Below are 22,731 nucleotides of genomic sequence, written 5' to 3'. Positions count from 1 at the left end.
TTCACTATTGTTGTGAAAGTGTCAATTTCTGTTGTGAAAACAACATAGGTGTATGCAAAAAGCACTTTATCGATGTTTTTTGCGTTTCATGGAATCTGCAATCCGCATTATTACCTTGATAATCAAAAAAGGCCCTATTCTTTCGAACAAGACCCTTTTACGAGAACACTATATGAAAATGAAAAAATTACTTTTCTGAACTAATAACACTGCTAAAGTATAGGTGTCTTATCTGAGTAGAAAACTATTGTTGTGAACACCCAAAAAGTTGTGGTCATTGTCTAAAATGGAATTGTAACATAAAAAAAGTGCCTCGAAACAAGGCACTTTTTAGTATTAGGTATGTATGCTTTTCTAGCTGTTCATTGATGAGATAATGAATTCCTTGAAATCCTTTGAAATCGGAATCAGGTTATTATTGATCATAATATCTTTCGAGTTTATCGCATCAATATGGTCCACATTTACAATGTAGGACTTATGTGCTCTATAGAATTTATTCTTTGGAAGCTTCTCCAAATAATCTTTGAGTGGAGATCGAACAAGAAACTTTTTATCTACCGTATTGACTTCTAAATACACATTATCAGCTTTGATGAATTGAATATCACCAAACTGAATCCTGTAATACAAATGTTGTTTTTTTACGAAGATCGAATCTTTTAATACAGAGTTGGATGTAAAGGCATCACCTTCGTTACCTGCAATCTCCTTTGTTTTCTCTTTTCTAGAATAGTTGAAGTTGGAAAGAGCAATCTCGATAGAGGTATACAAATCCTGTTGTTCAAAAGGTTTTACCAAATATCCATCAGGTTTAACTGTTTTTGCGTTCTCAACAGTTGCTCTGTCAGAATTGGAGGTTACAAAAATAAATGGGATGTTATATGCATCCCTGATATGTTTTCCAAGATCGATACCTGTTTTGTCTGAGGCTAGGATAATATCGATGAGCACCAAATCAACATGATTGTTCTTTAGCACATCTACAGCCTGTTCATATACAATTACATTGTCAACAATCTCATACCCGATTTCTTCAAGCATCGATTGCATATCGTCTGCAATAATTACATTATCCTCTACAATTAGAATTTTAATAGGGTGTTCCAAGTCGATTAATGTTTAGTGGGTTACTTCAAAATTACAAAAAAAACTTAACTGCCATAAAGAACAGTGCGGATAGCAAAAAGGTGCTTAATGCCAATTTCTTGAGTTCCCCGTCAAGTTTTATGGGTTCTTTTGTTGACATTACCTTCTTGAGATGAATTAATATAGGTAAGAAGGCTAGTATGTAAAATGCTTGTTGTAGTTGTATGTTCTTAACCCATGTGAAGGTCAGGAGTGCCACAAATGCTACCATTATTAAAGAGAAATGATACCATTTACCATTTTTAAATCCCATTTTGACCACCAGGGTTCGTTTTCCATGTTTTTCATCGGATACTACATCCCTTAGATTGTTTAGATTCAACACCCCAACACATAAAAACCCTATAGTAATTGCCGGCAAAATAGAATCCCACTGCAATGCTCTTGTATATAAATACATACTTCCCAAAACACCCAGTAATCCAAAAAACAAAAACACAAATACGTCACCCAATCCTCTATATCCATAAGGATTAGAACCCATGGTATAGCGAAGTGCGGCCCAAACGCTCAATATGCCTAAAACAATAAAGACAATTATGAGTTTTAGGTTTTCCATTCCAAAAGAGACATAAATCAAGAGAAGCGCAAGAAGAAGACTGATGATCACAGAAATGATAATTCCTTTCTTCAAAGCTGATTTCGAGAGTAAGCCACTTTGAAGTGCCCTTGCCGGTCCAATTCTATCGTCAGCATCGGTTCCCTTTACCCCATCACCATAATCATTAGCAAAGTTGGAAGTAATTTGAAGGGCCACTGTAGTAAGCAAGGCCAAAACAAATATGGAGCTATTGAAAAAACCCTCAATAATAGCTAATGAGGTTCCTACTAGTATACCAGATAATGATAAAGGTAATGTGCGAAGTCGAGCAGCTTGCACCCAAGCCTTAATGTTGGCCAAAATTAATAGGGATCTTCAATTTTAACCCTTTTTCCATCTTGGTAGGATGCTACAAAAGCATCTTTAAAGCCCATATTCACCAGTTGCTTTCTAAACAATTGGGCTTCGTCCAAGGTTTCAAAGTTTCCAAGGGAATAGGCATAAAATGGATTCGTCTTTACGAACAATGTATTGGTCAACGCTTCAGAAGCCAGTGTAACGTTATTATCAACAAATGATTTTACCTGAACAGAATAAATAGTTTCCTTATCTAAAAATGCCTTTGCCAAATAGAATTCACGAACCAAACTCAATTCTTCATTTTGCGATTTAAGATTGTCAATTCGAGTTTTAATTGCATCCAAACTGTCAATGGAAACCAACAAATTGTTTTGATGCTCAAAAGAGTTCTTGCTGCTTAATCCCGCAGTAAATGAAGTAATGGCCAAAGTACCTACAACAAACAAAGTGGTAAAGCCTAAAAGAATGTTTCTTTGTAATCTTATTTTCTTAAGGTCCTTGTTCTTGTATTTTATCTGATCTAGGAGTCTTTCGTTGATTATTTGGGCCTTGTCAATATCCTTGTGTAGGTCCAACAAATCACTTTCTTCTATAAAGGGCATATTAGGCTAGTTTTAATTTCTTACAACATGCTAAGGATATAGCTTTCAAGGAGTTAATCCGCTCTCTACAAATGTAAAATTTTTAGCGAAAGAAAAAAACTAAACGCCCGCAAATAATTAGTAAAACTGCCGCTTGCCTTTGCGTTTGGAAATCACACCAAACGGATTCCGTCAGGTTCAATGCTAATTTTCCTTTCTTTATATAAGGTTCCAATCGCCTTTTTGAACGATTTCTTACTCAAATGTAACTCCGCCTTAATTATTTCTGGAGAAGTTTTATCGTGAAATGGCAAAAACCCTTCATTCTGTTGAAGTTTTTCAAAAATCATCTGCGCCGTTGGTTCCAACATTTTGGCGCCAATGGGTTGCAATGCCACGTCAATCTTGTTATCCTCTCTTATATTTTTGATATATCCCTTTAACCGGTCTCCAGTGGCAATGGGCTTAAAAACATCTGTCTCAAAGATTAACCCCTTATTCTTATTTTCAATGATTACCTCCCATCCAAGTGGTGTTTTTCTACTGACCAACATGTTCACCTCTTGGTTAGGTTCATAGTTGAGCTCATTATTGGATAAAAACCTATTTATTCTTCCAGAACCGGTTAATCTAAAGCTTTCTTCATCCAAGTAGCAATAGACGATATACTTTTGGCCTTCCTCCATTCTCCCATTCTGTTCCCTGAATGGCACCAATAAATGTTTTTCCAATCCCCAATCCACAAAGGCTCCAAACGAACTAACCTCTACAACTTCTAGAAATGCAAAATTATTTCGAAACACATACGGTTTCAAAGTAGTTGCAATGGGTCTTTCATTGTTATCCAAGTAGCAAAAGACCTCGAGGTCTGCATCAATTTGAAAATCGTGAGGGACGTATTTGTTAGGCAAAAGAATTTCGGTTCCTTCATCATCTCCCAAGAACAGTCCCACACTTGTACTTCGCAACACTTTTAAAGTGTTATAGTTTCCCAATTCTATCATGGGCGCAAAGGTAGATGTAAAATATGGGTATAAAAAAAGCCACCCTAAGGTAGCTCGTTTAGAGGTTGGGGTTGTTTAGTTGTATACAGATTCCTTATCGAAATGCTTGGTCAACATATAATAAATTACAGCTCTATACTTGTTTTTATCGGATCTCCCATATTTATCGATGATGCCATTTACTGCATCTAATAGTTCTGAACTGTCCGCAAGGCCTAATTTTCCAATAAGAAAATTGTTTTTGACCGTTTCCAATTCCTTTTCGCTTGAACCCGAAACTCGCGAAGAGTCCAAATTATATATTGATGGGCCCAAACCTACAGTGACCTTGGTCAACAAATCCATATTGGGTTGCTCACCGAATTTGTCTTGAATATCGGCTGCATATTTTTCAATAAGTATATCTCTTTTGCTCATGGTTATTTAGGTATTTTTAAAGTAGATCTAAGATATGAAATCGAAGTAGTCAAGCAAAATCTTATCATTTTTCAATCTTGGGGTGAAAACTTCTAAAATTTTGGGATGTCCCGAGTTCACATATAAATCTTCCAAATGACCTTTTAAATCTGATAGATTATCGGCTTTTTGATACTGAAAACCATACATTTTTGCTAAGCTTTCCGCATTTTGCCCATGATGTGTCTCGAAAAAAGTTGAAAATTCCTCAGAATCTTCTTTGCCGGGTAATATTCTAAAAATCCCACCGCCAGAGTTATTGATGAGTATGATTCGGAAATCTGGTCTTACATATGCATTCCAAAGTCCATTGCTATCATAGAAAAAGCTTAGGTCACCAGTAACTAAAAGTGTTGGATTTTTATTATGAATCGAAGCCCCTACAGCTGTGGAGGTGCTTCCATCAATACCGCTGGTTCCTCTATTGCAAAATACTTTTAGCGAAGGATGCATCGGAAAAAGTTGGGTATAGCGCACGGTTGAGCTATTCGCAAGATGTACCTGATATCCTTCGGGTATATTTTTTTGAAGATGGTCAAAGACTTTGAAATCGGAAAATGGTATCCGGTCTGCGTATTCTTGACGCTTTTCTTCGTATCGTTTTTTTACATCATTCCAACGTTTTTGATAGTCGCTGACAACGGTCTTGTTCGCGAGAATCGTTTTCAAAAAATCGTTTGGATCCCGCTTGATATGCTCAGATAGGCAGAAAAAAGTATCATAGGCCTTTTTTGTATCAATATGCCAATGGAAGTTGGGTTTGTATTTACGTAAAAAGGCTTTTATCTTCTTTGAAACAACTAGCCCTCCAAAGGTTAGCAGCACTTCAGGCCGAAGCGCATCAAACAATTCTTCTTTGTTTTCTGATTTTTCAATGGGAGCTATAATACTATCAATACTTGGAAAAAAGTTGGAATGGTGAACATTGGAAGTCGTTTCGGTAAACACCAAAACGCTTTCGTCCGTCGCCAATTTTTCCAATATATCTTGGTCAATACTATCCGGTTGGTTAACTCCTATCAAAACCATTTTTCGTTGACTCTGATTCCATGTGGTTCTGATTTCCCCCAAATTTTCCAAGTCCATTTCCTTTGCTACCTCCTTTGAAGGTTCGGATATTTGAATTTGGCAATCTTCGATGGTGCCATATAGTGGTTCTTCAAATGGAACGTTAATATGCACCGGCGCTTGCTCTTCAACTGCAACATGCAATGCCTGATTCAACTCAGCTTCATTATACTTTTGCATCTCTGCTTGTGATGCGTTCAGATGGTCAGGGTCGAATTCAGCAATCGTTTCTGTTGCGTGTGAAACATCGAGTTTGAGGTTAGCATTGTAGGCTATATGCTTTTCAAAAACCTTTTCCTGTCGTATGGTCTGTCCATCTCCAACGTCAATCTTATAAGGAGGCCGATCTGCTGAAACTACTACAAGTGGTATATCGCTATAAAATGCTTCGGCCACGGCGGGATAATAATTCAAAAGCGCACTGCCAGAGGTACAAATTACAGCTACAGGCTGTTGCAACTGCTGGGACATTCCAAGAGCAAAGAAAGCCGCACATCTTTCATCCACAACACTAAAACAACTAAAAAAAGGATTCTTGGTAAAGCTTATGGTTAGTGGAGCATTGCGAGACCCCGGGGAAATCACAATATTTTTTATCCCTCTTGATTTAAAATAAAGAACCAATGTTTGTGCAGAGGGAATATTGGAATACGTCATGGAATACAAAAATACATCGCAAAACGATATTCCCCCAAAATCAGGTCAATGAAATTAAAGAATATTGAGCATGGTACGGCTTTTGTTCTGGGTCTCAACCCATTCCCGATCAGGGTTAGAGGCAAGTGTTATCCCCCCTCCTACAAAAATGGCTGCCTTTTTTTCTTTTAGTTCCATACATCTAAGATTTACATAAAGAGACGTTTCGGTTTGCGTACCCAAATTCAATTCTCCTAAAAAACCAGTATAAAAGGTCCGTTTATAATTCTCATTTTTAGTAATAAAGTTCTTGGCGGCTTCTACCGGAATGCCACACACGGCGGGAGTTGGGTGCAAGGCTTCTAGAATTTCCCTGAGATCAGTTTTATTGGAAAGATGTCCCGTGATCTCGGATTTTAAATGCCACAATTTACCAGCTTTAATGGTTTCAGCTTTCCCCACTTCCAAGGAATCCATTTTATTGGCGAGTCGTTTTTGAATATAATCCGAAACCATCTGTTGTTCCTCTATTTCTTTAGAACCCCAAATAGGTTTTTCAGCATTGCTAATGGGTAAGGTGGCCGCCAAAGACATGGTCTTTAGTTGTTGCTCCTTTACTTGCAACAAAGTCTCCGGTGTAGCACCACACCACATTCCTACTTTAGGATGATAAAACAAATAGCAGAACGCATTGGGATAATTATTTAAAAGACTGGTGAAGATTTCTTTCGGATTTTTGGAGTATGGGACTTCGATTACCCTAGACAATACTACCTTTTGAAGATTTCCTTTTATGATTTCTTTGATTCCGTTCTCGACAAGTTTTATGTGTGCTTCTTTTCCTTCAGAAGTCTCATTAAAATTTGATGCTCCTATTTCACCATTTCTCTGAAAACTTGAGACGATTACCTCATCGGGTCGAATCAAAAAAGCATCTTCTTTTGAATCAAACGGAGCAAAAACAAATCCACTTTCTTTGAAGTCAACCACCGAATTTAGTTCACCATCGGATTGAAAAATTCCTATGACCTGCTGCTCCTTCGGTTTTCTGTATAGAACAAATGGAAGTTTTTGCTCAATATGCAGACCCGACTTATTTATAAGTTCTGAGAAGGTTTTCTTATTTAGGGAGGGCAATGGTCGTGAGTTTACAGTTAGAAATCAGGTTGCCCGCATCATTTGTTATCTTGATCTCCCAAAGTTGGGTTGTGCGTCCGTTATGCAGAATAGTGGCTTTGGCATAAACATAACCTTCCTTAATCCCTTTAACGTGGTTTGCCGAGATTTCAATACCACGGACATAGAATTTTTCCGTATCCATAAAGATATGTGAGGCTGCACTACCGACACTTTCCGCTAAAGCAACGGTGGCTCCCCCGTGCAAAACCCCATCAGGTTGGTGCACTTTGGGTGTTACAGGCATTCTAGCTACCAAGAAATTATCTCCGGCATCAATGTAGGTGATATCCAAGGTTTCCATTAAGGTACCTTTGGATATTGCATTGCATATGGATAGAATTTTCTCTTTATCCTGACTCATCTTTCTATTTTTCGTAAAATTACACAAAGCTATTGCAATATTGAACGTTGTCTTAAAGACAAAATGAACGCTATGGAAAAGATTGTTTCGTATACTTCCAAAAACACCTATATAACCTTAAACAGTTTAACACCAAATACTAAGAATGTCTGGATTGTTTTCCACGGAATTGGCTATCTAAGTCGTTTTTTTGTTCGTTACTTCGAAGGGCTCAATTCGGATGAGAATTATATAATCGCCCCTCAAGCGCCCTCCAAATACTACCTTAAGAATGAATATAGATATGTTGGGGCCAGCTGGCTTACAAAGGAAAATACTGCTTTGGAAACAGAAAATGTGCTTGGATATGTAGATGCAGTTTTAGAAGCTGAGACCATACCTTCAGATTGCAATTTGGTCATTTTCGGTTTCTCGCAAGGGGTTTCTGTGGCTTTGCGGTGGATGGTGAAGAGAAAGATACTGTGCAAACAGCTTATTCTTTATGCCGGCGGAATTCCCAATGAACTCCAAAAGGAACATTTAGATTTTATTGATTGGGGAACCACCAGCGTCAACGTTATTTATGGAGATTCTGATGAATTTCTTCAAGACGAAAGGTTGGCAAAAGAGAAAGCTAAGCTAAAGACCTTATTTGGTGACAGCTGTGAAATAACGACATTTAAAGGGGGGCATGAGCTAAAACCGGAAATCCTACAAAACATACTTTAAAACATGAAAACAAGCGAAAGACATGTGATGCATGTTACCTTGGTGGTTCAAGATTACGATGAAGCTATTGCCTTTTATACCGAAAAATTGGGCTTTACACTTTCCGCAGATATCGACTTAGGTGATGGAAAAAGATGGGTTTTGGTCACGCCAAATGAATCCGGTTGTAATATTTTACTGGGTAAAGCTAAAAATGATAAAGAAAAGCAGGCCATTGGAAACCAAACTGGAGGTAGGGTATTTCTTTTTTTGCATACCAATAATTTCTGGAATGATTATAACACCATGAAAGCTAATGGGGTTGTATTTAAAGAACAACCGCGTGAGGAAGAATATGGAACGGTAGTGGTTTTTGAAGACCTGTACGGCAATCTGTGGGACTTACTACAAATGAATTGATTTACTCGTTGGGCTCTTCTTGAACTTGTTCTGTAGGATAATATTCTATTCTACGAGTAATGTAACTGTTATCTGGAGTAATAATCTGTTTGATCCAATTCTTTTCTTCATTATTATCAAACTGAAAAATGTACTCTTTAAACGATTCAGCATTTGATGTCTTGGTCACTACTTTTGAAAGCATTCCATCAGCATCATACAGACATTGCTTCTTTTCACCGGAAACAAATTCCTTTTTAGCGATGTCATAATTAAATGTTTCCTTCGAAATCAGTTTGTCAGTTTCATCAAAAATTTCTTCATAAGCAATGTTGGGTTCCCCATCAATATACTCTTTGGTCAGTACAGCTTTTTGGGTTCCCTGAGTCGTTTTTCTTTCCGATGTGCGAACGGATTTCTCCATTACTTCGTTCACTATTTGGCTCACTGTGCTTTCATCCTTATAGCTGGCATATTCTAAAACAGTCTCGTCTACACCATGGGCATTTGAAGTAACAATTTTCACCAATCTATCGGTGTCATCAAAAACATATTCTTGGAGCTCCAGAAATTCCTTATCATAGGAGATGATTTTCTCAGATATCTTTTTGTTTGAAACAGTATCAATGGTATAAAAGTTGGCCATAGAAGTGGCGGCATCCAATACGTTGTTCTTATAACTCTCCATCCTTTTTTCGATCAATTCCTCCCCTTCATATTGGTAATAGGTAATATCTTGATCTGTTTTGTTATACTGGGTTACGGTTCTGGTCAGCAGTCCCTGTTCATTAAATTCAAAAAGTTCCCGACCATAATCCGTAATTACCAAACAAGATTGCACCTTCCCCTTAAGGTCAAAGTCTTGTACCCTAAATATTTGTATTTCTTGGGAAAACAAGTTTAGGTTTAAAAACAAAAAGAGAATCCAGATGTAGTTTTTTAGCATAGTATAAAGTTACTCCTAAATGAAACAATTATGAAAACATTCCATCTTCAAACTGCATAAAATGTGCCAATCTAAAATTTACGCTCTACAGCAAAGGGTTCAATATCCAAAGACAGCTTTTTATCTGAAATTAATTCTGTTACTAACTTCCCAGTAGCTGGCCCTAAACTCCATCCCATCATTGCATGACCTGTTGCGATAATCAGGTTAGGAAATTGTTCTGTTCTTCCTATATAGGGCAATCCGTCCGGAGTTACAGGTCGCAAACCACATTGGGCACTGCTTTTAGCTTCTTCAGGAATCTTTAATCCTTTGTAATATCGTTCTGCTCCAGCTGCGATAGCGTCAACACGCTCTCTACGAATTGTATGATTGATGCCTGAAAATTCCATGGTTCCAGCAAATCGCGTAAATCCTTGCATTGGGGTCACCGCCATTTTAGCCTCCATCAATATTGCAGGCATGGATATATTGGTTGGCGATTCAACATTAATCCGGTACCCCTTGCCGGCTTGAAGCGAAAGGTTCATTTTTAGTTTCCTGGAAAGATGAGAGCTCCATGACCCTGCAGCGAAGACCACTTCATCTACTCTATAATTTCTTTTGTTTGTTTTTACCTCAGTAATGGTATTTCCTTTTGATACTATATCAACCACCTCCTCATTCTTATATATAGATACTCCTGCTTTGGAAAGGTAGTTAATCATACGTTCCATAAATTGGGTTGGAGTAGTATGACGGTCACATTCGTAATGGAAAGCTCCTTTAGCATTGAGTTCAATGTTCGGTTCTACCTTTTTGAGTCCCTCTCTGTCCAAATGCGTTACCTCCAAGTCAAGTTCTGCCGCCTTTTTGGCGACATACTGCTCATGGTCTCTTTCTTTTTCGGTTTGGTACATCATCAGCAATCCCTTCTTTTCAAGGTGGAAATCTCCCAATTCACCTGAAGTTTTCATTCCCTCATAAAGCTCTCGGCTCAATAAGTTGATGTCTCGGATAACAGGCATGGCCTTCTCAACTTTGGATTTGGTTGATGATTTTTTAAAATACCAAGACCATTTAATGAAATCCATATTCAATCTGGGTTTCATATAAAAAGGACTTGAAGAATCGAACATGTACTTGATTCCCTTAGAAATCATTCCAGGTGACGCTAAGGAAATGATATGGCTGGGGGTTATATATCCGGCATTTACGTAAGAGGCTCCCGTATTCATCGCCGATTTATCCAAAATAGTAACCTGATGCCCTTCCTTGTGAAGAAAATAGGCTGTGGACAGGCCTATTATTCCTCCGCCCACCACAACTACTTTTTTATTGGTACTCATGTTTATATCACTTGGAACCCATGTGCGTAAGGGTCATCGTCAGTATCTATGGTTATTGTATTTCTGCCATAGATTTTTGCCCAACCCTTCACACTAGGAACTATTGCTTTTTTTCCATTTAAGGTGGTCACTTGTTCTACCTTTCCAACAAATTTAGAGCCTATAAAGCTTTCGTGCACGTATTCTTCATTTAATTTTAATTCTCCTTTTGAAAAGAGTTGCGCCATGCGGGCAGAAGTCCCAGTGCCGCAAGGTGAACGATCAATAGCCTTGTCGCCATAAAAAACAGCATTTCTACCCGAAGAACTTTCATCAATAGGATTTCCTGTCCATAAAATATGTGAAACATGGTTGATGTTTGGGTTTTCTGGATGTATAAAAAGCGTTGGGTACTTTTCATTGATTCTCTTTCTGATTTCCCTAGAATGGGTTATCAATTCCGTTGCCGTATAATCTTGAATTCCTGAAAAATTCAACTGGGGATCTACTATTGCATAAAAGTTTCCGCCAAAACCAACATCAAAAACCAGCTCACCTAAAACAGATGAGTCTATTGTTAACCCTTCAGCAGCCAGGTAACTCTTAACGTTGGTCAACTTAACCCATTCAACTTTCTTATCTGTTTGATGATATTCAATCTCAACCAATCCGGCTGGAGTTTCCATCTTAACTTTCCCAAGAATCTTTGGTTTGATAAGTCCTTCTTCCAAAGCTATGGTGATTGTGCCAATAGTACCATGGCCGCACATAGGAAGACAACCACTGGTTTCAATAAAAAGAACAGCAACATCATTTTCCGGGTCATGTGGTGAATATAATATACTTCCACTCATCATATCATGACCTCTCGGCTCAAACATTAACCCGGTCCGTATCCAATCATATTCCTTTAAAAAATGCTGTCTTTTTTCCTCCATTGTAGCCCCATTTAATTTGGGACCACCTTCCACAACAAGTCTAACCGGATTTCCACAGGTATGCGCATCTATACATCTAAAAGTGTGTACACTCATTTATACATTTGGAATTTCTGGTCTAGTTTGAACTCCTTCTTTAATAATGGCCAAAACCCGTTCACGTTCTTTGCCCTGAAGCGACAAACGTGGAGGTCTTACATTTTCGGTTCCGATTCCGGTGGCAACCTCTGCCAATTTAATATTTTGAACCAATTGCGGGTTGATATCCAACTCCAACAACGGCATAAACCAACGGTAAATCTCTGTAGCCTCTTCTACCCTGCCCGCCTTTACTAATTTATAAATAGCTACGGTCTCTTTTGGAAAAGCACAGACCAATCCGGCAACCCATCCATCAGCTCCCATCAAAAGACTTTCCATGGCCAACGTATCTACTCCTCCAAGAATGTTCAGTCGGTCTCCAAAAGTATTTCTTATTCTAGTAATATTGGTAATGTCCCTTGTGGATTCTTTTACCGCTTTTATGTTGTCTTGTTTTAACAATTGCTCAAACATCTCCAAAGTCACCTCAATTTTATAATCAACTGGATTATTATAGACCATTATGGGCAATGATGTACTCGTTGCAACAGCTTCAAAATAAGCCATTGTTTCATAATCTGTGGATTTGTATCGCATTGGCGGCAACATCATAAGTCCACTTGCTCCGTGCTTTTCGGCATTCTCAGCAGCTTTTATGGCATTCTTGGTTGACTGTTCAGCAACATTCATGATTACAGGGACTTTCCCGTTTACCAAGCTTACTGTATGTTCTATCAAGACACGTTTTTCATCTTCGTTTAAGGTGCTAGCTTCTCCAAGCGTTCCGCCTAAAATTATGCCACTGACCCCGGCATCAAGTTGTGCTTCAATGTTTTTTGAAAACATTTCCAGATCTAATGTGTCTTCATCAGAGAACTTTGTTGTTACGGCTGGCATTACACCTGTCCATTCAAATGATATCATAGTTACTATATTTTACTCCAAAAATAGCTTATCGATTCTGTAGGCTTTCACTAAAAATTATCCATAAATGGTATTATATTACCCTATTCTATAAAAATAGAATTAAATTTTAGGTAATTTTGAATGACATGAAAATATATGCATTCAAAATACCGAAAAAGCCTGGAGAGCATTTAATTGTACAATGCGATAGAGGGCCTGTCTTTTATGACAAGCTGCATCAACACGAGGAAATACAATTAAGTTTAATTGTTAAAGGTCAAGGAAAATTGATTGTTGGTGGTAATGTGCACTCGTATGAGGATGAAGATTTTTTTGTCATCGGTAGTGGGATTCCACATTTATTTAAAAGCTCCGAAAGCAATAGAGATTCATATATGATTTCAATTTTCTTTACAAAGACTTCCTTCGGAGAATATTTCTTTCAACTTCGCGAGATGGATACTCTAAAAAGTTTTTTTAAGTATTCAGAATCTGGATTTAAATTGAACCGTCATGATCTTTTCGTTCAGGAAACCATGAAATCCATGGTCGAGATTGACCATTTTTCAAGATTCCTATCACTACTAAAACTGCTGAAGGAATTAAGTAAACAACAGAAAATAAAGCTTTCCAACTTTACTTATCCGAAAGAAATATCCGATGATCATGGTGAAAGGCTTCGTTCCGTCTTCGATTTTGTCATGCAGAACTTTGACCAGGAAATAAAGCTCGAAAATGTGGCGGAACTGGTGCATATGACACCAAATGCGTTTTGTCGTTTTTTTAAACAACGAACGAATAAGACCTTCTTTAAATTTCTCATTGAAATCCGTGTGGAGCATGCCAGTCAGTTGTTGGTCAACAACAAGGACCTTTCCGTATTGGAAATTGCCCATTTAGCCGGTTTCAACTCCATTTCAAATTTCAATAGAAAGTTTAAACAGATTAAAGGTGTTAGTCCATCAAGTTTCGTACTATCGCTGAGTTAATTCATTTCAACTTAAAACATTGAATAACATTTCTTTCATTATTTTTGGCGAATTATCCGCTAAAAAAGCCCAATGAAAAAATTACTGCTGTTAGTTGCAGGTTTGGTTTTCTCTTGCAATTCTGCCCAGAAAACCGTTGATAAGACGTCTGAAACATCCAATACCATTGCAGATCCTATTCCTTATGCCAACAGCATAACCCAAGAGGATTTAAAAGAGCATCTTTATATTTATGCTTCTGATGATTTTGAAGGAAGGGAAACTGGAACACCTGGACAGAAAAAGGCCATTGCTTACTTAAAAGCTCAGTACGAGGCCATAAACGTTCCGGCTGCGAAATCTGATGGTGATTATTTTCAAAAAGTCCCCTTGGAAATTGGAAAAGTCCCTGAAGGAGGTATCTCAATAGACGGTCAAACCTTTGAGTTGGGAACGGATGTGCTTACTTTTTCTGCAGCGAATGGAAGTTATAACCAATTGATATATGTGGGTTATGGTATTGAAGAAAATAACTATTCTGATTACAAAGGAATGGATGTCGCGGGAAAATTGGTATTGATAAAAGCAGGGGAACCTGTCAATGCAGATGGCACCTATGTTATTTCCGGGTCGGATGAAAAGTCAGTTTGGAGCGATATGTCTGATGCCATAGGCAAAAAGACCGTTTTGGCAAGGGAAAAAGGAGCTGCTGGAGTGTTGTATTATGATGACCAAAATTTTCCTCGATTCAAGAGATATTTTGAGTTCATGAAAAACAACAAGAGTGGCAAAATGTCCTTAAAACAAGACCAGGATGATGATTTTATGATTTTGATGAACAAAAACTCAGTCATCGCTTTAAAGTCGGATATTGATGAAGATCATACCCCAAAGACTGTGAATTCCAAAATTTCTTTTGAGGTGAAAAGTACCAATGATAAGATTGATTCCGAAAATGTGATAGCACTTATCAAAGGAACAGAAAAACCTGAAGAGTATGTCGTTATTTCTTCCCACCTAGATCATATTGGTATTTCTGCCAATGGAGAAATAAACAACGGTGCTGATGATGATGGTTCGGGCAGTGTAGCTCTTTTAGAGATTGCACAAGCTTTTAAATCAGCTTCTGACAAAGGAAATGGACCTAAGCGTTCCATTGTTTTCCTACATGTGACAGGTGAAGAAAAGGGGCTTTTAGGATCACAGTATTATACGGATCAAGACCCAATCCTACCATTGGAACAAACCGTTGCTAATTTAAATATAGATATGATCGGTAGAATTGACCCTAAAAGAGAAGGAGACCGAAATTACATCTATCTTATAGGTTCCGACAAGTTAAGTACCGATTTGCATAATTTGTCCGAAGAAATAAATGCAAAGTACACCAATATTGAATTGGATTATAAATACAATGATGAAAATGATCCGAACCGCTTTTATTACCGAAGTGATCATTATAATTTCGCTAAAAACAACATTCCGATAATCTTTTACTTTAACGGTACCCATGCTGACTATCACCGCCCTGGAGATACTCCCGATAAGATAAATTACGACCTTTTAGAAAATAGAACACGTCTTGTTTTTTATACGGCGTGGGAAGTGGCGAATAGAGCTGAAAAAGTTGTTGTCGACAAACCGACGAAGTAAATGACGCTAACACTACACGCAAAAAAGCCTTCTTTTAAAGAGGGCTTTTTTGTTTGATTTTTATTTCCGAAACCTCCAAGAAAGACCTATATACCAGTTTTCGGAATAAAAAAAGCTCCTACCTTTCGGAGGAGCTTTTTGGGTGGAAGACGGGATTCGAACCCGCGACCCTCGGTACCACAAACCGATGCTCTAACCAACTGAGCTACAACCACCATTTAAGCGGAGGCAAAAATACCTATTTTTCTTAATTCCATCAAAAGAAATTAGGTTTTACCTCAAATAAAAAATCCAAATACATATAACGACTCCATTCGCATTAAAAATATTCATTCAACTTCATTGATTTAAAAATGTATTAATCGTTGAATGTTGCTCGCAAAACCCTGTACAATAGGCTTTTCTATATATCTGCCATCGAAAATGTCTCATTTAACAGTTAAAACACACATTTTTTGGGTGTTCACAACAATTAATTTTCCGACTGTCTCTCAGAATTTATTTTTACTATACAGATATTATGGCCCATGTTCCTGAGTAAGTCTTTCTTAGCATCTTACCCCATTACTACAAAAATAATTTTGTGTTTCTGCGCTATTCTCTTTACTGCATCCATATATGGACAGCAAAGCAAGAAGGATAGTTTAGTTTTCAGACTAAAGCACTTAGAAACCACAAATCGGTTCAATCCAAAGGACACAACCCATATTAAATTGTTGGTCAATCTAGCTTTTTCATACCGTTATATCAACAATGATAGTTCATATGCAATTTCCAACAGGGCTTTAGAGCTAAGTGAGGCCGCAGGTTTTGATTATGGTAAGATTAGTGCATTAGAAGCTCTAGGGAGTTACTTTTCAGATCAAGGAGATGGAAAAAAAGCAATATCCTTTTTTAAAAAAGCACTTCAACTGGCTCGGAAAGTTGGGAATATACAATCAGAACTGAACATTATAAATGGTCTAGCACACGTATATAGTTATAGTGGGAATTATGCCGAGGCCTTAACGCTATATCTCAAAGGCATAGATTTAGCAAAGCAATCTAACAATAAAAAAATGTTGTCCATTTTAAATGAGAGTATTGCAAGCCTATATTCTGAGCAGAAAGATTTTAAAAATGCTCTCGTTTTCTATGACACAGTTCAAGCGGTAAACAATGAACTTGGCAATGAGGTAATTCATGCCGAAACCCAGAGTAATATGGCATCACTATACAAGGATGCTAGGAACTTTGAATATGCCATGTTCAATATCAACAAAAGCATTACAACTTTCGAAAAACATAAAATTTATGATTGGTTGGCTTATGCCTATGAGGTAAAGGGAAGTATCTATCTGGAGCAAAAAAAATACCAATGGGCTCTTTACTGGTACGATCAAAGTAACATGTTACATAAAGAACAGCTTCAAGATGATCGGGAAAAAATACAATTGATGAATGGGATGGCCAAAGTTTATCTTGGCTTAGAAAGGGATAGTCTTTCAATGGTATATGCCAGTGAAGGTTTAAGGTTATCCAAGAAGATAAATTCAATTCAAGGTCAGATAGATTGCTCGGAAACTTTATACAAGTTGCACAAAAAAAGAAAAGACGACACCGCCGCTCTGGACTATTTGGAGTCGTTCAAAAAACTTTCAGATTCTCTCTTTAAAGATAAAAATAAGCAAAGCCTTGCCTTACTGGAAACGAAGATGGAATATCAGCAAGAGAAAAGAGAGCTCATAGCATCAAGTAAAATGGCATTGGCCAAACAACGGAACTACATCTATTTTGCAGTAATCATCCTCTTAATTCTTAGCATTATCATATTTGTAGTACGCCGAAATGAAAAAACCCTTAAAAGGTTGAATAGGGAATTAAAAGAGAAATCAGTTGTGGTAAGTGAGCGGGAAGCCGAACTAAATGAAATAAACCGAACAAAAACCAAACTTTTCTCCATTATTGGACATGACCTTAGAGGTCCGATAGGTGCTTTACAGGGAATATTAAAGCTATTCACTGATGGTGAAATTGGAAAAAACGAATTTCTATCTTTTATTCCAAAACTAAAATCTGATGTTGAGAACATATCTTTTGCTTTGAACAACTTGTTGTCATGGGGACAAACCCAATTAAATGGCGTTGCCACAAAACCAAAACGTATCTTTTTGGACAAAATAGTTTGTGCCAACGTGAATTTACTGTCGGAAGTAGCCGCAAGCAAAACCATAAAGATTATGAATCAGATGCCTGACAATCCTCAAATATGGGCAGATCAGCATCATATAGATATTGTAATTCGGAACCTTCTTAGCAACGCCATTAAATTTACTCCAGATAATGGGTTGATCACTATTGAGGCCGAGGAAAAACGTGATATGTGGCAGGTGATGATTCGGGATACCGGTATTGGTATGAACAAAGAGATTCAGAAAAAAATATTTGAAGACACAACGAATATCACGACCTATGGAACAAATAATGAGAAAGGAACCGGGTTAGGTCTTTCCCTCTGTAAGGAAATGATTATAAAGAATAATGGACAAATATGGGTTGAAAGTGTGCTCCGCAAGGGCACAACCTTTTATTTTACCGTTCCAAAAGCAGAAAAAAAGTACCAGCAAGCCAGTTGATTATATTAGATTATCCAAGTTGTCAACAGCCACGTAACGTTCTGCTGTAAAACCTTCAGCATGTTCTACGCCAACAAGTCTCCCCAAATCCCTAGCTCTGTAGATTACACTATCAATAAAATTTTTACTGCTTATGGGTGTTTCAGGCTCATTGCTTTTAGGGTCGTAAAATTGTGAACTATAGGCCAAAATTGAATCCGTTTTTTTGTTGATAAATCCTGATACATCTACCACAAAATCCGGCTCTAGGTTCTTCCATTGAATAAAATGATACACCACTTTAGGCCTCCATGCCTCTTGCCATTCATCCTCTCCTTCCATTTTGGTGTCGATTTTAATCAACCCACTTAGAAAACAAGCATCACTGACCAATTTGCTTCCTTTAGGGTGGTCGATATGTCTATCATCAATTGCATTGCAAAGCACCACCTCAGGTTTATATTTTCTAATTATTTTGATGATTTCCAGTTGGTGTTCTTTATCATTTACAAAAAAACCATCTGCGAATTCCATATTCTCACGTACCGAAACTCCAAGTATTTTAGCTGCTTCTTCCGCTTCTTTATCACGAATCTCGGCCGACCCTCTGGTTCCAAGTTCCCCACGGGTCAAATCTATGATACCAACTTTTTTTCCTCTTGAAACTTCTTTGGCAATAGTGCCTCCGGCACCCAGTTCCACATCATCAGGATGCGCCCCAAAAACTAAAATGTCTAACTTCATATTACACCGGTACTGTCATGGATTTTACTTTGGCAATGGCCTGCTCTAAATCTTCAATTAGGTCATCCATTTCTTCTATGCCAAGTGAAAATCGAATCAATGAATCTTTGATGCCCTGTTTTTGACGGTCCTCTGGACTCATCAAGGCATGAGATGTTTTTGTTGGAGAAAGCACTGTACTTTCAATTCCTGCCAGACTCATTGATGGTTTTATAAGTTTTAACTGTTTGAAGAAGCTTGACACATCAATTTCAGGATTCAATTCAAAGGATAACATTCCACCATAATCCTTCATTTGGGATTTTGCCAGTTCGTGACCAGGATGGGTTTCAAGTCCAGGATAATAAACCTTTTCTACATCTTTATTATCGGCCAAATACCTCGCCATTTCCATTGCATTGGTATTTTGGGCCTTTACACGCAATCCCATGGTTTTGATACTTCTTTCGAGTAACCAAACCGTATAATCACTCAAACTACCTCCATAACAAATTGCCGTGCTAAAAATCTTATCCATATTTTCTTTGGAAGAAGCCACAACTCCTGCACATATGTCGGAATGCCCGCCCATATATTTTGTTGCGCTATGACAAATAACGTCTATACCAAAATCTGCGGGATTTTGATTCACGGGGCTGGCAAACGTATTGTCAATTATAGAAATTGCCCCTTGTTTTTTGGATAGCTGGGCAATACTATTTAAATCAGTTATGGTGAGCAGCGGGTTTGAAGGTGTTTCAATGTAGATTACCTTGGTATTTGGTTTGATTTCCCGTTCAAAATCAGCTACGTTCCATCCGTCGGTAAAGGAATATTCGATTCCGAATTTTTCAAACTGAGTTACCGCAAAATTATATGTTCCACCATATAAAGTTTGTTGAAGAACAATATGGTCGCCAGCTTTCAAAAAGGTTATTAAAGCGGTGCTTATAGCCGCCATTCCGCTTCCGAATATAAGAGCAGCCTCAGAATGCTCCAAGGCCGCTAATTTTTTGCATAACGCTTCTTGATTGGGTGTATTAAAATATCTGGGATAGCGCTTTACGTCGACATCTTCAAATGCATAGGAGGTACTCATATACAAGGGAGAAACCGCTCCTTTGTATTTATCATCCTTAACCCCACCTAGATGGGTACAAATGGTATTCATTCCTTTTTTAGAGTTGCTCATTATGGCAAATTTTTAAGCTAAAGATACGAAACCACTTATACTTGAACGCGCTTCCAATCTCCTTTTTTGAACCACAATATAGCAATCACAGCCAACAGCACTTCAGCAGTTGTTATTGCAATAAAAACACCCATGGAACCCCAACCCAAAACTAACGCAGAAATGTACGCGACAGGCAATTGGAACAACCAAAACGATATTAGATTTATCTTGGTTGGAGTCTTAGTGTCCCCTGCTCCATTAAATGCTTGCGAAACTACCATCCCATAGGCATAAAAAACATAGCCCGCAGCTATCACCTGTAGACATAAGGCCCCATTCTCCACAACATCTGGAGCATTGTTAAATGCCGAAATAATCGACTTGGCAAAGAAAAGATACACCAATGACACAGCGCCCATAAAATAGGCATTATACTTACCTGTTATCCACACAGACTTCTCCGCCCTATCAGGTTTTTGCGCACCAAGGTTCTGCCCAACCAAAGTTGCCGCAGCATTACTCATTCCCCATGACGGCATCAAGGTGAACATAATTACCCGAATAGCGATGGTATACCCTGCTAGCACCTCACTACCAAATTCTGACATGATTCTCATCAAAAACACCCAACTGGAGGTCCCAATTAAAAATTGAGCTATTCCACCGAGGGATACTCTGATAAGATTCACCATCACGGTAACATTCATGACTAGATCCTTTGCTGCAAGTTTGATCTTACTCCAACCAAAAAATAGGATTCCCAATTGAAACAAGACAGCCGTACCTCTACCAATATTGGTCGCGATAGCAGCACCCATAACCCCATACTCTGGAATCGGTCCCCATCCAAAAATAAAAATAGGATCTAGAATAATATTGAGTCCATTTGAAAGCACCAATGTCCACATGGCAATAGAGGCATCACCTGCTCCCCTAAAGATGGCGTTGATAAGGAACAACAACATGATGGTAATATTACCACCTATCAATAATTTGGTATACCCATATCCTTCTTCAATGAGGTCGGGCTCACCTCCCATCAAAGCCAAGATTTCTTTGGCGAATAGAATCCCAACTACACCAAGAACGATTGATATAAGAATTCCCAAACCAATGGCCTGGACAGAAGCAATTCTTGCTCCTTGAACATCTTTTTCACCAATTCTGCGCGCTACTACCGCAGTAGCAGCCATACTTAAACCAATGGCCAAGGCGTATATGAGTGTAATTACGGATTCCGTCAATCCAATGGTAGCAACTGCATTTACGCTTACTTGTGAGACATAAGCTATATCCACAAGGGCAAAAATGGATTCCATCAACATTTCCAAAATCATGGGAATGGACAGCATAAATATCGCCTTGCGAATACTACCAGAAGTGAAATCAGTTTCTTTTCCGGTTACTGCTATCCAGAAATAATTGATGAATTTTTTAAAAGAAGATTTATTTGAATTTGTCATTATAATAAGAATTATGAATAAAAAAAGAGTGAAATGTCACAGTACCGAAGAGGTGTTTTCGGTTACTTTTTTGGCGTAAAGCCCTTGGTGACATCTATTACGTACATAATTCTTATAACTTCATGATGGCACAAAGATGCTAAAAAAAATAATACAAACCCGTTTTGGATAAATTATTCAAACAATATTTTTAAATTTCAAAGTTTCACAGCCAATTTAAAAACATTCAAATGCCGACATCAAAACCTAAAAATCACCGTATAAAACATATTTCACACACAATATTGATGACATCCGCCATTGTTTTGCTTGGATGTAAGACTGTTGTCGCACCAGTGCAGGAAACCGATGCCAATAAGGAAACGGGATATCAAGGGCAGAAACCAAGTCCTATTGTGCCAACAGTGAACAGACCTGTGCAAAAGCAATGGAAAGGTACATGGTCTTTCGATAATGAAACTACTTTTTTTACCAACGATTTTGATGGGGCTCGATTAAATGGGGTTGCCTTTGACGGAAATGACCACTATACCGTTTGGATCACTGCTGAAAACACTCCCATTAATGTAAGTCCTTGGTATGCTTTTAAAATTTGGACGGAAAACCCAAGGGAAATTACCGTGAAATTGTTGTACCAGGATTCACGGAGTCGTTATTATCCAAAATTGAGTACGGATGGAATCCACTTTAAACTCATTGACAGCACTTCGCTAAAGGTTATTAATCCAGGTGTTGGGACTTTTGGAATAGAAGCTGCACCAGAATCCGTTGAATTGAAATTAGAAATCAAAAAAGAACCCTTATGGGTCACAGCTCAAGAACTATACACAACGGGCAGGGTCAAAGAGTGGATAGATTCATTAGCGGTTAAACCATTTATATCCACCCGTTCTATTGGAAAAACGACGGAACAAAGGCCAATGCACTTGTTAGAAATAAGTGAGACCGATTCCAAAAAGTCGCTTATGATCATTTCAAGACAACACCCGCCGGAGGTGACAGGTTTTCTCGCCATGAAATCCTTTATAGAAACAATATCAGGAGAAAGTGAGCTTGCAAAAAAGTTCAGAACGAAGCACAAGGTCTTCGTTGTTCCATTAATGAATCCGGATGGCGTTGACAATGGGCACTGGAGACATAATATGGGTGGTATTGACTTGAACAGGGATTGGCAAAATTTCAATCAACCTGAAACCAAAAGTGTTCGGGACTTTTTAAATCAGAAAGCCAAGGAAGGGCATAAATTTGTTTTCGGCGCAGACTTTCACTCTACTTGGGATGACATTTACTATCCGCTAGATACCCTGGTTACAGGCCAAAAAGGAAAAATCGTTTTTGATTGGATAGAACGAATCAGTAAAAGATTACCGCAGAAAAAAACCAATGTCAAGGCTTCTGATAAATTAGACCCGACTATGGTATCTCGGACTTACTTTTTTGTGAATCATCAAATGCCATCTATTGTATTTGAATTAGGTGATGATACACCAAGACCTTTTTTAAAGGAAAAAGGAAAAGTTGCCGCTGAGGAATTAATGCACCTTTTGCTTGAATAAT

21 protein-coding genes and 1 tRNA gene are annotated in these 22,731 nt (G+C 38.0%); 6 read left to right on the top strand and 16 right to left on the bottom strand.

The features are described from left to right. Positions 1-354 precede the first annotated feature (354 nt). From ACOKFG_RS10710 to ACOKFG_RS10675, 8 genes are all read right to left on the bottom strand, one after another. Positions 355-1,110 (bottom strand): response regulator, encoded by a 756-nt coding sequence (locus tag ACOKFG_RS10710; RefSeq protein WP_298789402.1) that lies wholly within the window; start codon positions 1,108-1,110, stop codon positions 355-357. Positions 1,111-1,141: 31 nt separating this feature from the next. Continuing rightward, positions 1,142-2,050 (bottom strand): 1,4-dihydroxy-2-naphthoate octaprenyltransferase, encoded by a 909-nt coding sequence (gene menA, locus ACOKFG_RS10705; RefSeq protein WP_422861211.1) that lies wholly within the window; start codon positions 2,048-2,050, stop codon positions 1,142-1,144. Between the two features lie 2 nt (positions 2,051-2,052). Continuing rightward, positions 2,053-2,652, bottom strand: a complete 600-nt coding sequence (locus ACOKFG_RS10700) for an SPOR domain-containing protein (protein ID WP_298789400.1) — start codon at positions 2,650-2,652, stop codon at positions 2,053-2,055. A 152-nt stretch (positions 2,653-2,804) separates the two neighbouring features. Continuing rightward, a complete protein-coding gene (locus tag ACOKFG_RS10695; protein ID WP_422861210.1) occupies positions 2,805-3,635 on the bottom strand; it encodes a CvfB family protein in 831 nt (276 codons plus the stop codon). Between the two features lie 75 nt (positions 3,636-3,710). Continuing rightward, positions 3,711-4,052, bottom strand: a complete 342-nt coding sequence (locus ACOKFG_RS10690; RefSeq protein WP_299172786.1) for a DUF2853 family protein — start codon at positions 4,050-4,052, stop codon at positions 3,711-3,713. 27 nt (positions 4,053-4,079) lie between these two features. After that, positions 4,080-5,816 carry a 2-succinyl-5-enolpyruvyl-6-hydroxy-3-cyclohexene-1-carboxylic-acid synthase gene (menD, locus tag ACOKFG_RS10685; RefSeq protein WP_422861209.1) on the bottom strand — a complete coding sequence of 579 codons (1,737 nt, stop codon included), beginning with the start codon at positions 5,814-5,816 and terminating at the stop codon, positions 4,080-4,082. Between the two features lie 54 nt (positions 5,817-5,870). Beyond that, positions 5,871-6,932: a chorismate-binding protein gene (locus ACOKFG_RS10680; protein WP_422861208.1), complete on the bottom strand. Its 1,062-nt coding sequence runs from the start codon at positions 6,930-6,932 to the stop codon at positions 5,871-5,873. After that, a complete protein-coding gene (locus ACOKFG_RS10675) occupies positions 6,916-7,335 on the bottom strand; it encodes a PaaI family thioesterase (protein ID WP_422861207.1) in 420 nt (139 codons plus the stop codon). Before ACOKFG_RS10675 ends, ACOKFG_RS10680 begins: the two co-directional genes overlap by 17 nt. Positions 7,336-7,407: 72 nt before the next feature. Here ACOKFG_RS10675 and ACOKFG_RS10670 point away from each other — a divergent pair, with 72 nt between their 5' ends. Together ACOKFG_RS10670 and ACOKFG_RS10665 are read left to right on the top strand one after the other, a co-directional pair. Continuing rightward, positions 7,408-8,043 (top strand): alpha/beta hydrolase, encoded by a 636-nt coding sequence (locus ACOKFG_RS10670; protein WP_422861206.1) that lies wholly within the window; start codon positions 7,408-7,410, stop codon positions 8,041-8,043. A 3-nt stretch (positions 8,044-8,046) separates the two neighbouring features. Then, positions 8,047-8,442: a VOC family protein gene (locus ACOKFG_RS10665; protein ID WP_299172776.1), complete on the top strand. Its 396-nt coding sequence runs from the start codon at positions 8,047-8,049 to the stop codon at positions 8,440-8,442. Between the two features lies 1 nt (position 8,443). Here the strand turns inward: ACOKFG_RS10665 and ACOKFG_RS10660 are convergent, their stop codons facing one another. The 4 genes from ACOKFG_RS10660 to ACOKFG_RS10645 form a co-directional block, all read right to left on the bottom strand. Beyond that, complete coding sequence (locus tag ACOKFG_RS10660; protein WP_298789392.1) at positions 8,444-9,367, bottom strand: hypothetical protein; 924 nt, start codon at positions 9,365-9,367, stop codon at positions 8,444-8,446. A gap of 71 nt (positions 9,368-9,438) precedes the next feature. Beyond that, the gene (locus ACOKFG_RS10655) at positions 9,439-10,695 is read right to left on the bottom strand and encodes an FAD-dependent oxidoreductase (RefSeq protein ID WP_298789391.1); all 1,257 of its coding nucleotides are present in this window, start codon (positions 10,693-10,695) and stop codon (positions 9,439-9,441) included. A gap of 2 nt (positions 10,696-10,697) precedes the next feature. Continuing rightward, on the bottom strand, positions 10,698-11,708 hold the full coding sequence (locus tag ACOKFG_RS10650; protein ID WP_422861205.1) for a 4-hydroxyproline epimerase: 1,011 nt from the start codon (positions 11,706-11,708) through the stop codon (positions 10,698-10,700). Continuing rightward, complete coding sequence (locus tag ACOKFG_RS10645; protein ID WP_298791619.1) at positions 11,709-12,614, bottom strand: dihydrodipicolinate synthase family protein; 906 nt, start codon at positions 12,612-12,614, stop codon at positions 11,709-11,711. It lies immediately after the preceding gene. A gap of 131 nt (positions 12,615-12,745) precedes the next feature. Here ACOKFG_RS10645 and ACOKFG_RS10640 point away from each other — a divergent pair, with 131 nt between their 5' ends. Further along, positions 12,746-13,588, top strand: a complete 843-nt coding sequence (locus ACOKFG_RS10640) for an AraC family transcriptional regulator (RefSeq protein WP_299485085.1) — start codon at positions 12,746-12,748, stop codon at positions 13,586-13,588. 72 nt (positions 13,589-13,660) lie between these two features. Beyond that, the gene (locus ACOKFG_RS10635; protein WP_298789388.1) at positions 13,661-15,220 is read left to right on the top strand and encodes a M28 family peptidase; all 1,560 of its coding nucleotides are present in this window, start codon (positions 13,661-13,663) and stop codon (positions 15,218-15,220) included. Positions 15,221-15,360: 140 nt separating this feature from the next. Here ACOKFG_RS10635 and ACOKFG_RS10630 read toward each other — a convergent pair. Beyond that, a tRNA-His gene (locus ACOKFG_RS10630) sits at positions 15,361-15,436 on the bottom strand. Between the two features lie 311 nt (positions 15,437-15,747). Here ACOKFG_RS10630 and ACOKFG_RS10625 point away from each other — a divergent pair. Next, positions 15,748-17,835, top strand: a complete 2,088-nt coding sequence (locus tag ACOKFG_RS10625) for a tetratricopeptide repeat-containing sensor histidine kinase (RefSeq protein ID WP_298789387.1) — start codon at positions 15,748-15,750, stop codon at positions 17,833-17,835. On the opposite strand, the gene bshB1 is transcribed toward ACOKFG_RS10625, so the two are convergent. Genes bshB1 through ACOKFG_RS10610 form a run of 3 tightly spaced genes read right to left on the bottom strand, consistent with a single transcriptional unit; the run spans position 17,836 to position 21,174 of the window. Beyond that, entirely contained in the window at positions 17,836-18,558 is a 723-nt protein-coding gene (gene bshB1 / locus ACOKFG_RS10620) for a bacillithiol biosynthesis deacetylase BshB1 (RefSeq protein WP_298789386.1), read from the bottom strand. It abuts the gene before it with no gap. Position 18,559: 1 nt separating this feature from the next. Further along, complete coding sequence (locus tag ACOKFG_RS10615) at positions 18,560-19,729, bottom strand: trans-sulfuration enzyme family protein (RefSeq protein WP_298789385.1); 1,170 nt, start codon at positions 19,727-19,729, stop codon at positions 18,560-18,562. 35 nt (positions 19,730-19,764) lie between these two features. Further along, positions 19,765-21,174, bottom strand: coding sequence for an MATE family efflux transporter (locus tag ACOKFG_RS10610; protein WP_299485079.1), 1,410 nt, complete (start codon positions 21,172-21,174; stop codon positions 19,765-19,767). A 230-nt stretch (positions 21,175-21,404) separates the two neighbouring features. Between ACOKFG_RS10610 and ACOKFG_RS10605 the strand changes: the two genes are divergently transcribed. Then, the gene (locus ACOKFG_RS10605; RefSeq protein ID WP_299485077.1) at positions 21,405-22,730 is read left to right on the top strand and encodes a M14 family metallopeptidase; all 1,326 of its coding nucleotides are present in this window, start codon (positions 21,405-21,407) and stop codon (positions 22,728-22,730) included. Position 22,731 lies beyond the last annotated feature (1 nt).

The sequence above is a fragment of the Flagellimonas rhodophyticola genome (assembly GCF_049332665.1).
In the GTDB taxonomy this organism is placed as follows: domain Bacteria; phylum Bacteroidota; class Bacteroidia; order Flavobacteriales; family Flavobacteriaceae; genus Flagellimonas.
The sequence above is the reverse complement of the archived record's forward strand: the minus strand, read 5'-3'. Positions and strand labels throughout refer to the sequence as shown.

Excerpts from the sequence above, each read along its gene's own strand:
- ACOKFG_RS10700 (WP_298789400.1), bottom strand. The coding sequence starts at position 2,652 with ATGCCCTTTATAGAAGAAAGTGATTTGTTGGACCTACACAAGGATATT.
- ACOKFG_RS10695 (WP_422861210.1), bottom strand. The coding sequence starts at position 3,635 with ATGATAGAATTGGGAAACTATAACACTTTAAAAGTGTTGCGAAGTACA.
- ACOKFG_RS10690 (WP_299172786.1), bottom strand. The coding sequence starts at position 4,052 with ATGAGCAAAAGAGATATACTTATTGAAAAATATGCAGCCGATATTCAA.
- menD (WP_422861209.1), bottom strand. The coding sequence starts at position 5,816 with ATGACGTATTCCAATATTCCCTCTGCACAAACATTGGTTCTTTATTTT.
- ACOKFG_RS10675 (WP_422861207.1), bottom strand. The coding sequence starts at position 7,335 with ATGAGTCAGGATAAAGAGAAAATTCTATCCATATGCAATGCAATATCC.
- ACOKFG_RS10670 (WP_422861206.1), top strand. The coding sequence starts at position 7,408 with ATGGAAAAGATTGTTTCGTATACTTCCAAAAACACCTATATAACCTTA.
- ACOKFG_RS10665 (WP_299172776.1), top strand. The coding sequence starts at position 8,047 with ATGAAAACAAGCGAAAGACATGTGATGCATGTTACCTTGGTGGTTCAA.
- ACOKFG_RS10660 (WP_298789392.1), bottom strand. The coding sequence starts at position 9,367 with ATGCTAAAAAACTACATCTGGATTCTCTTTTTGTTTTTAAACCTAAAC.
- ACOKFG_RS10655 (WP_298789391.1), bottom strand. The coding sequence starts at position 10,695 with ATGAGTACCAATAAAAAAGTAGTTGTGGTGGGCGGAGGAATAATAGGC.
- ACOKFG_RS10650 (WP_422861205.1), bottom strand. The coding sequence starts at position 11,708 with ATGAGTGTACACACTTTTAGATGTATAGATGCGCATACCTGTGGAAAT.
- ACOKFG_RS10640 (WP_299485085.1), top strand. The coding sequence starts at position 12,746 with ATGAAAATATATGCATTCAAAATACCGAAAAAGCCTGGAGAGCATTTA.
- ACOKFG_RS10635 (WP_298789388.1), top strand. The coding sequence starts at position 13,661 with ATGAAAAAATTACTGCTGTTAGTTGCAGGTTTGGTTTTCTCTTGCAAT.
- ACOKFG_RS10625 (WP_298789387.1), top strand. The coding sequence starts at position 15,748 with ATGTTCCTGAGTAAGTCTTTCTTAGCATCTTACCCCATTACTACAAAA.
- bshB1 (WP_298789386.1), bottom strand. The coding sequence starts at position 18,558 with ATGAAGTTAGACATTTTAGTTTTTGGGGCGCATCCTGATGATGTGGAA.
- ACOKFG_RS10615 (WP_298789385.1), bottom strand. The coding sequence starts at position 19,729 with ATGAGCAACTCTAAAAAAGGAATGAATACCATTTGTACCCATCTAGGT.
- ACOKFG_RS10610 (WP_299485079.1), bottom strand. The coding sequence starts at position 21,174 with ATGACAAATTCAAATAAATCTTCTTTTAAAAAATTCATCAATTATTTC.
- ACOKFG_RS10605 (WP_299485077.1), top strand. The coding sequence starts at position 21,405 with ATGCCGACATCAAAACCTAAAAATCACCGTATAAAACATATTTCACAC.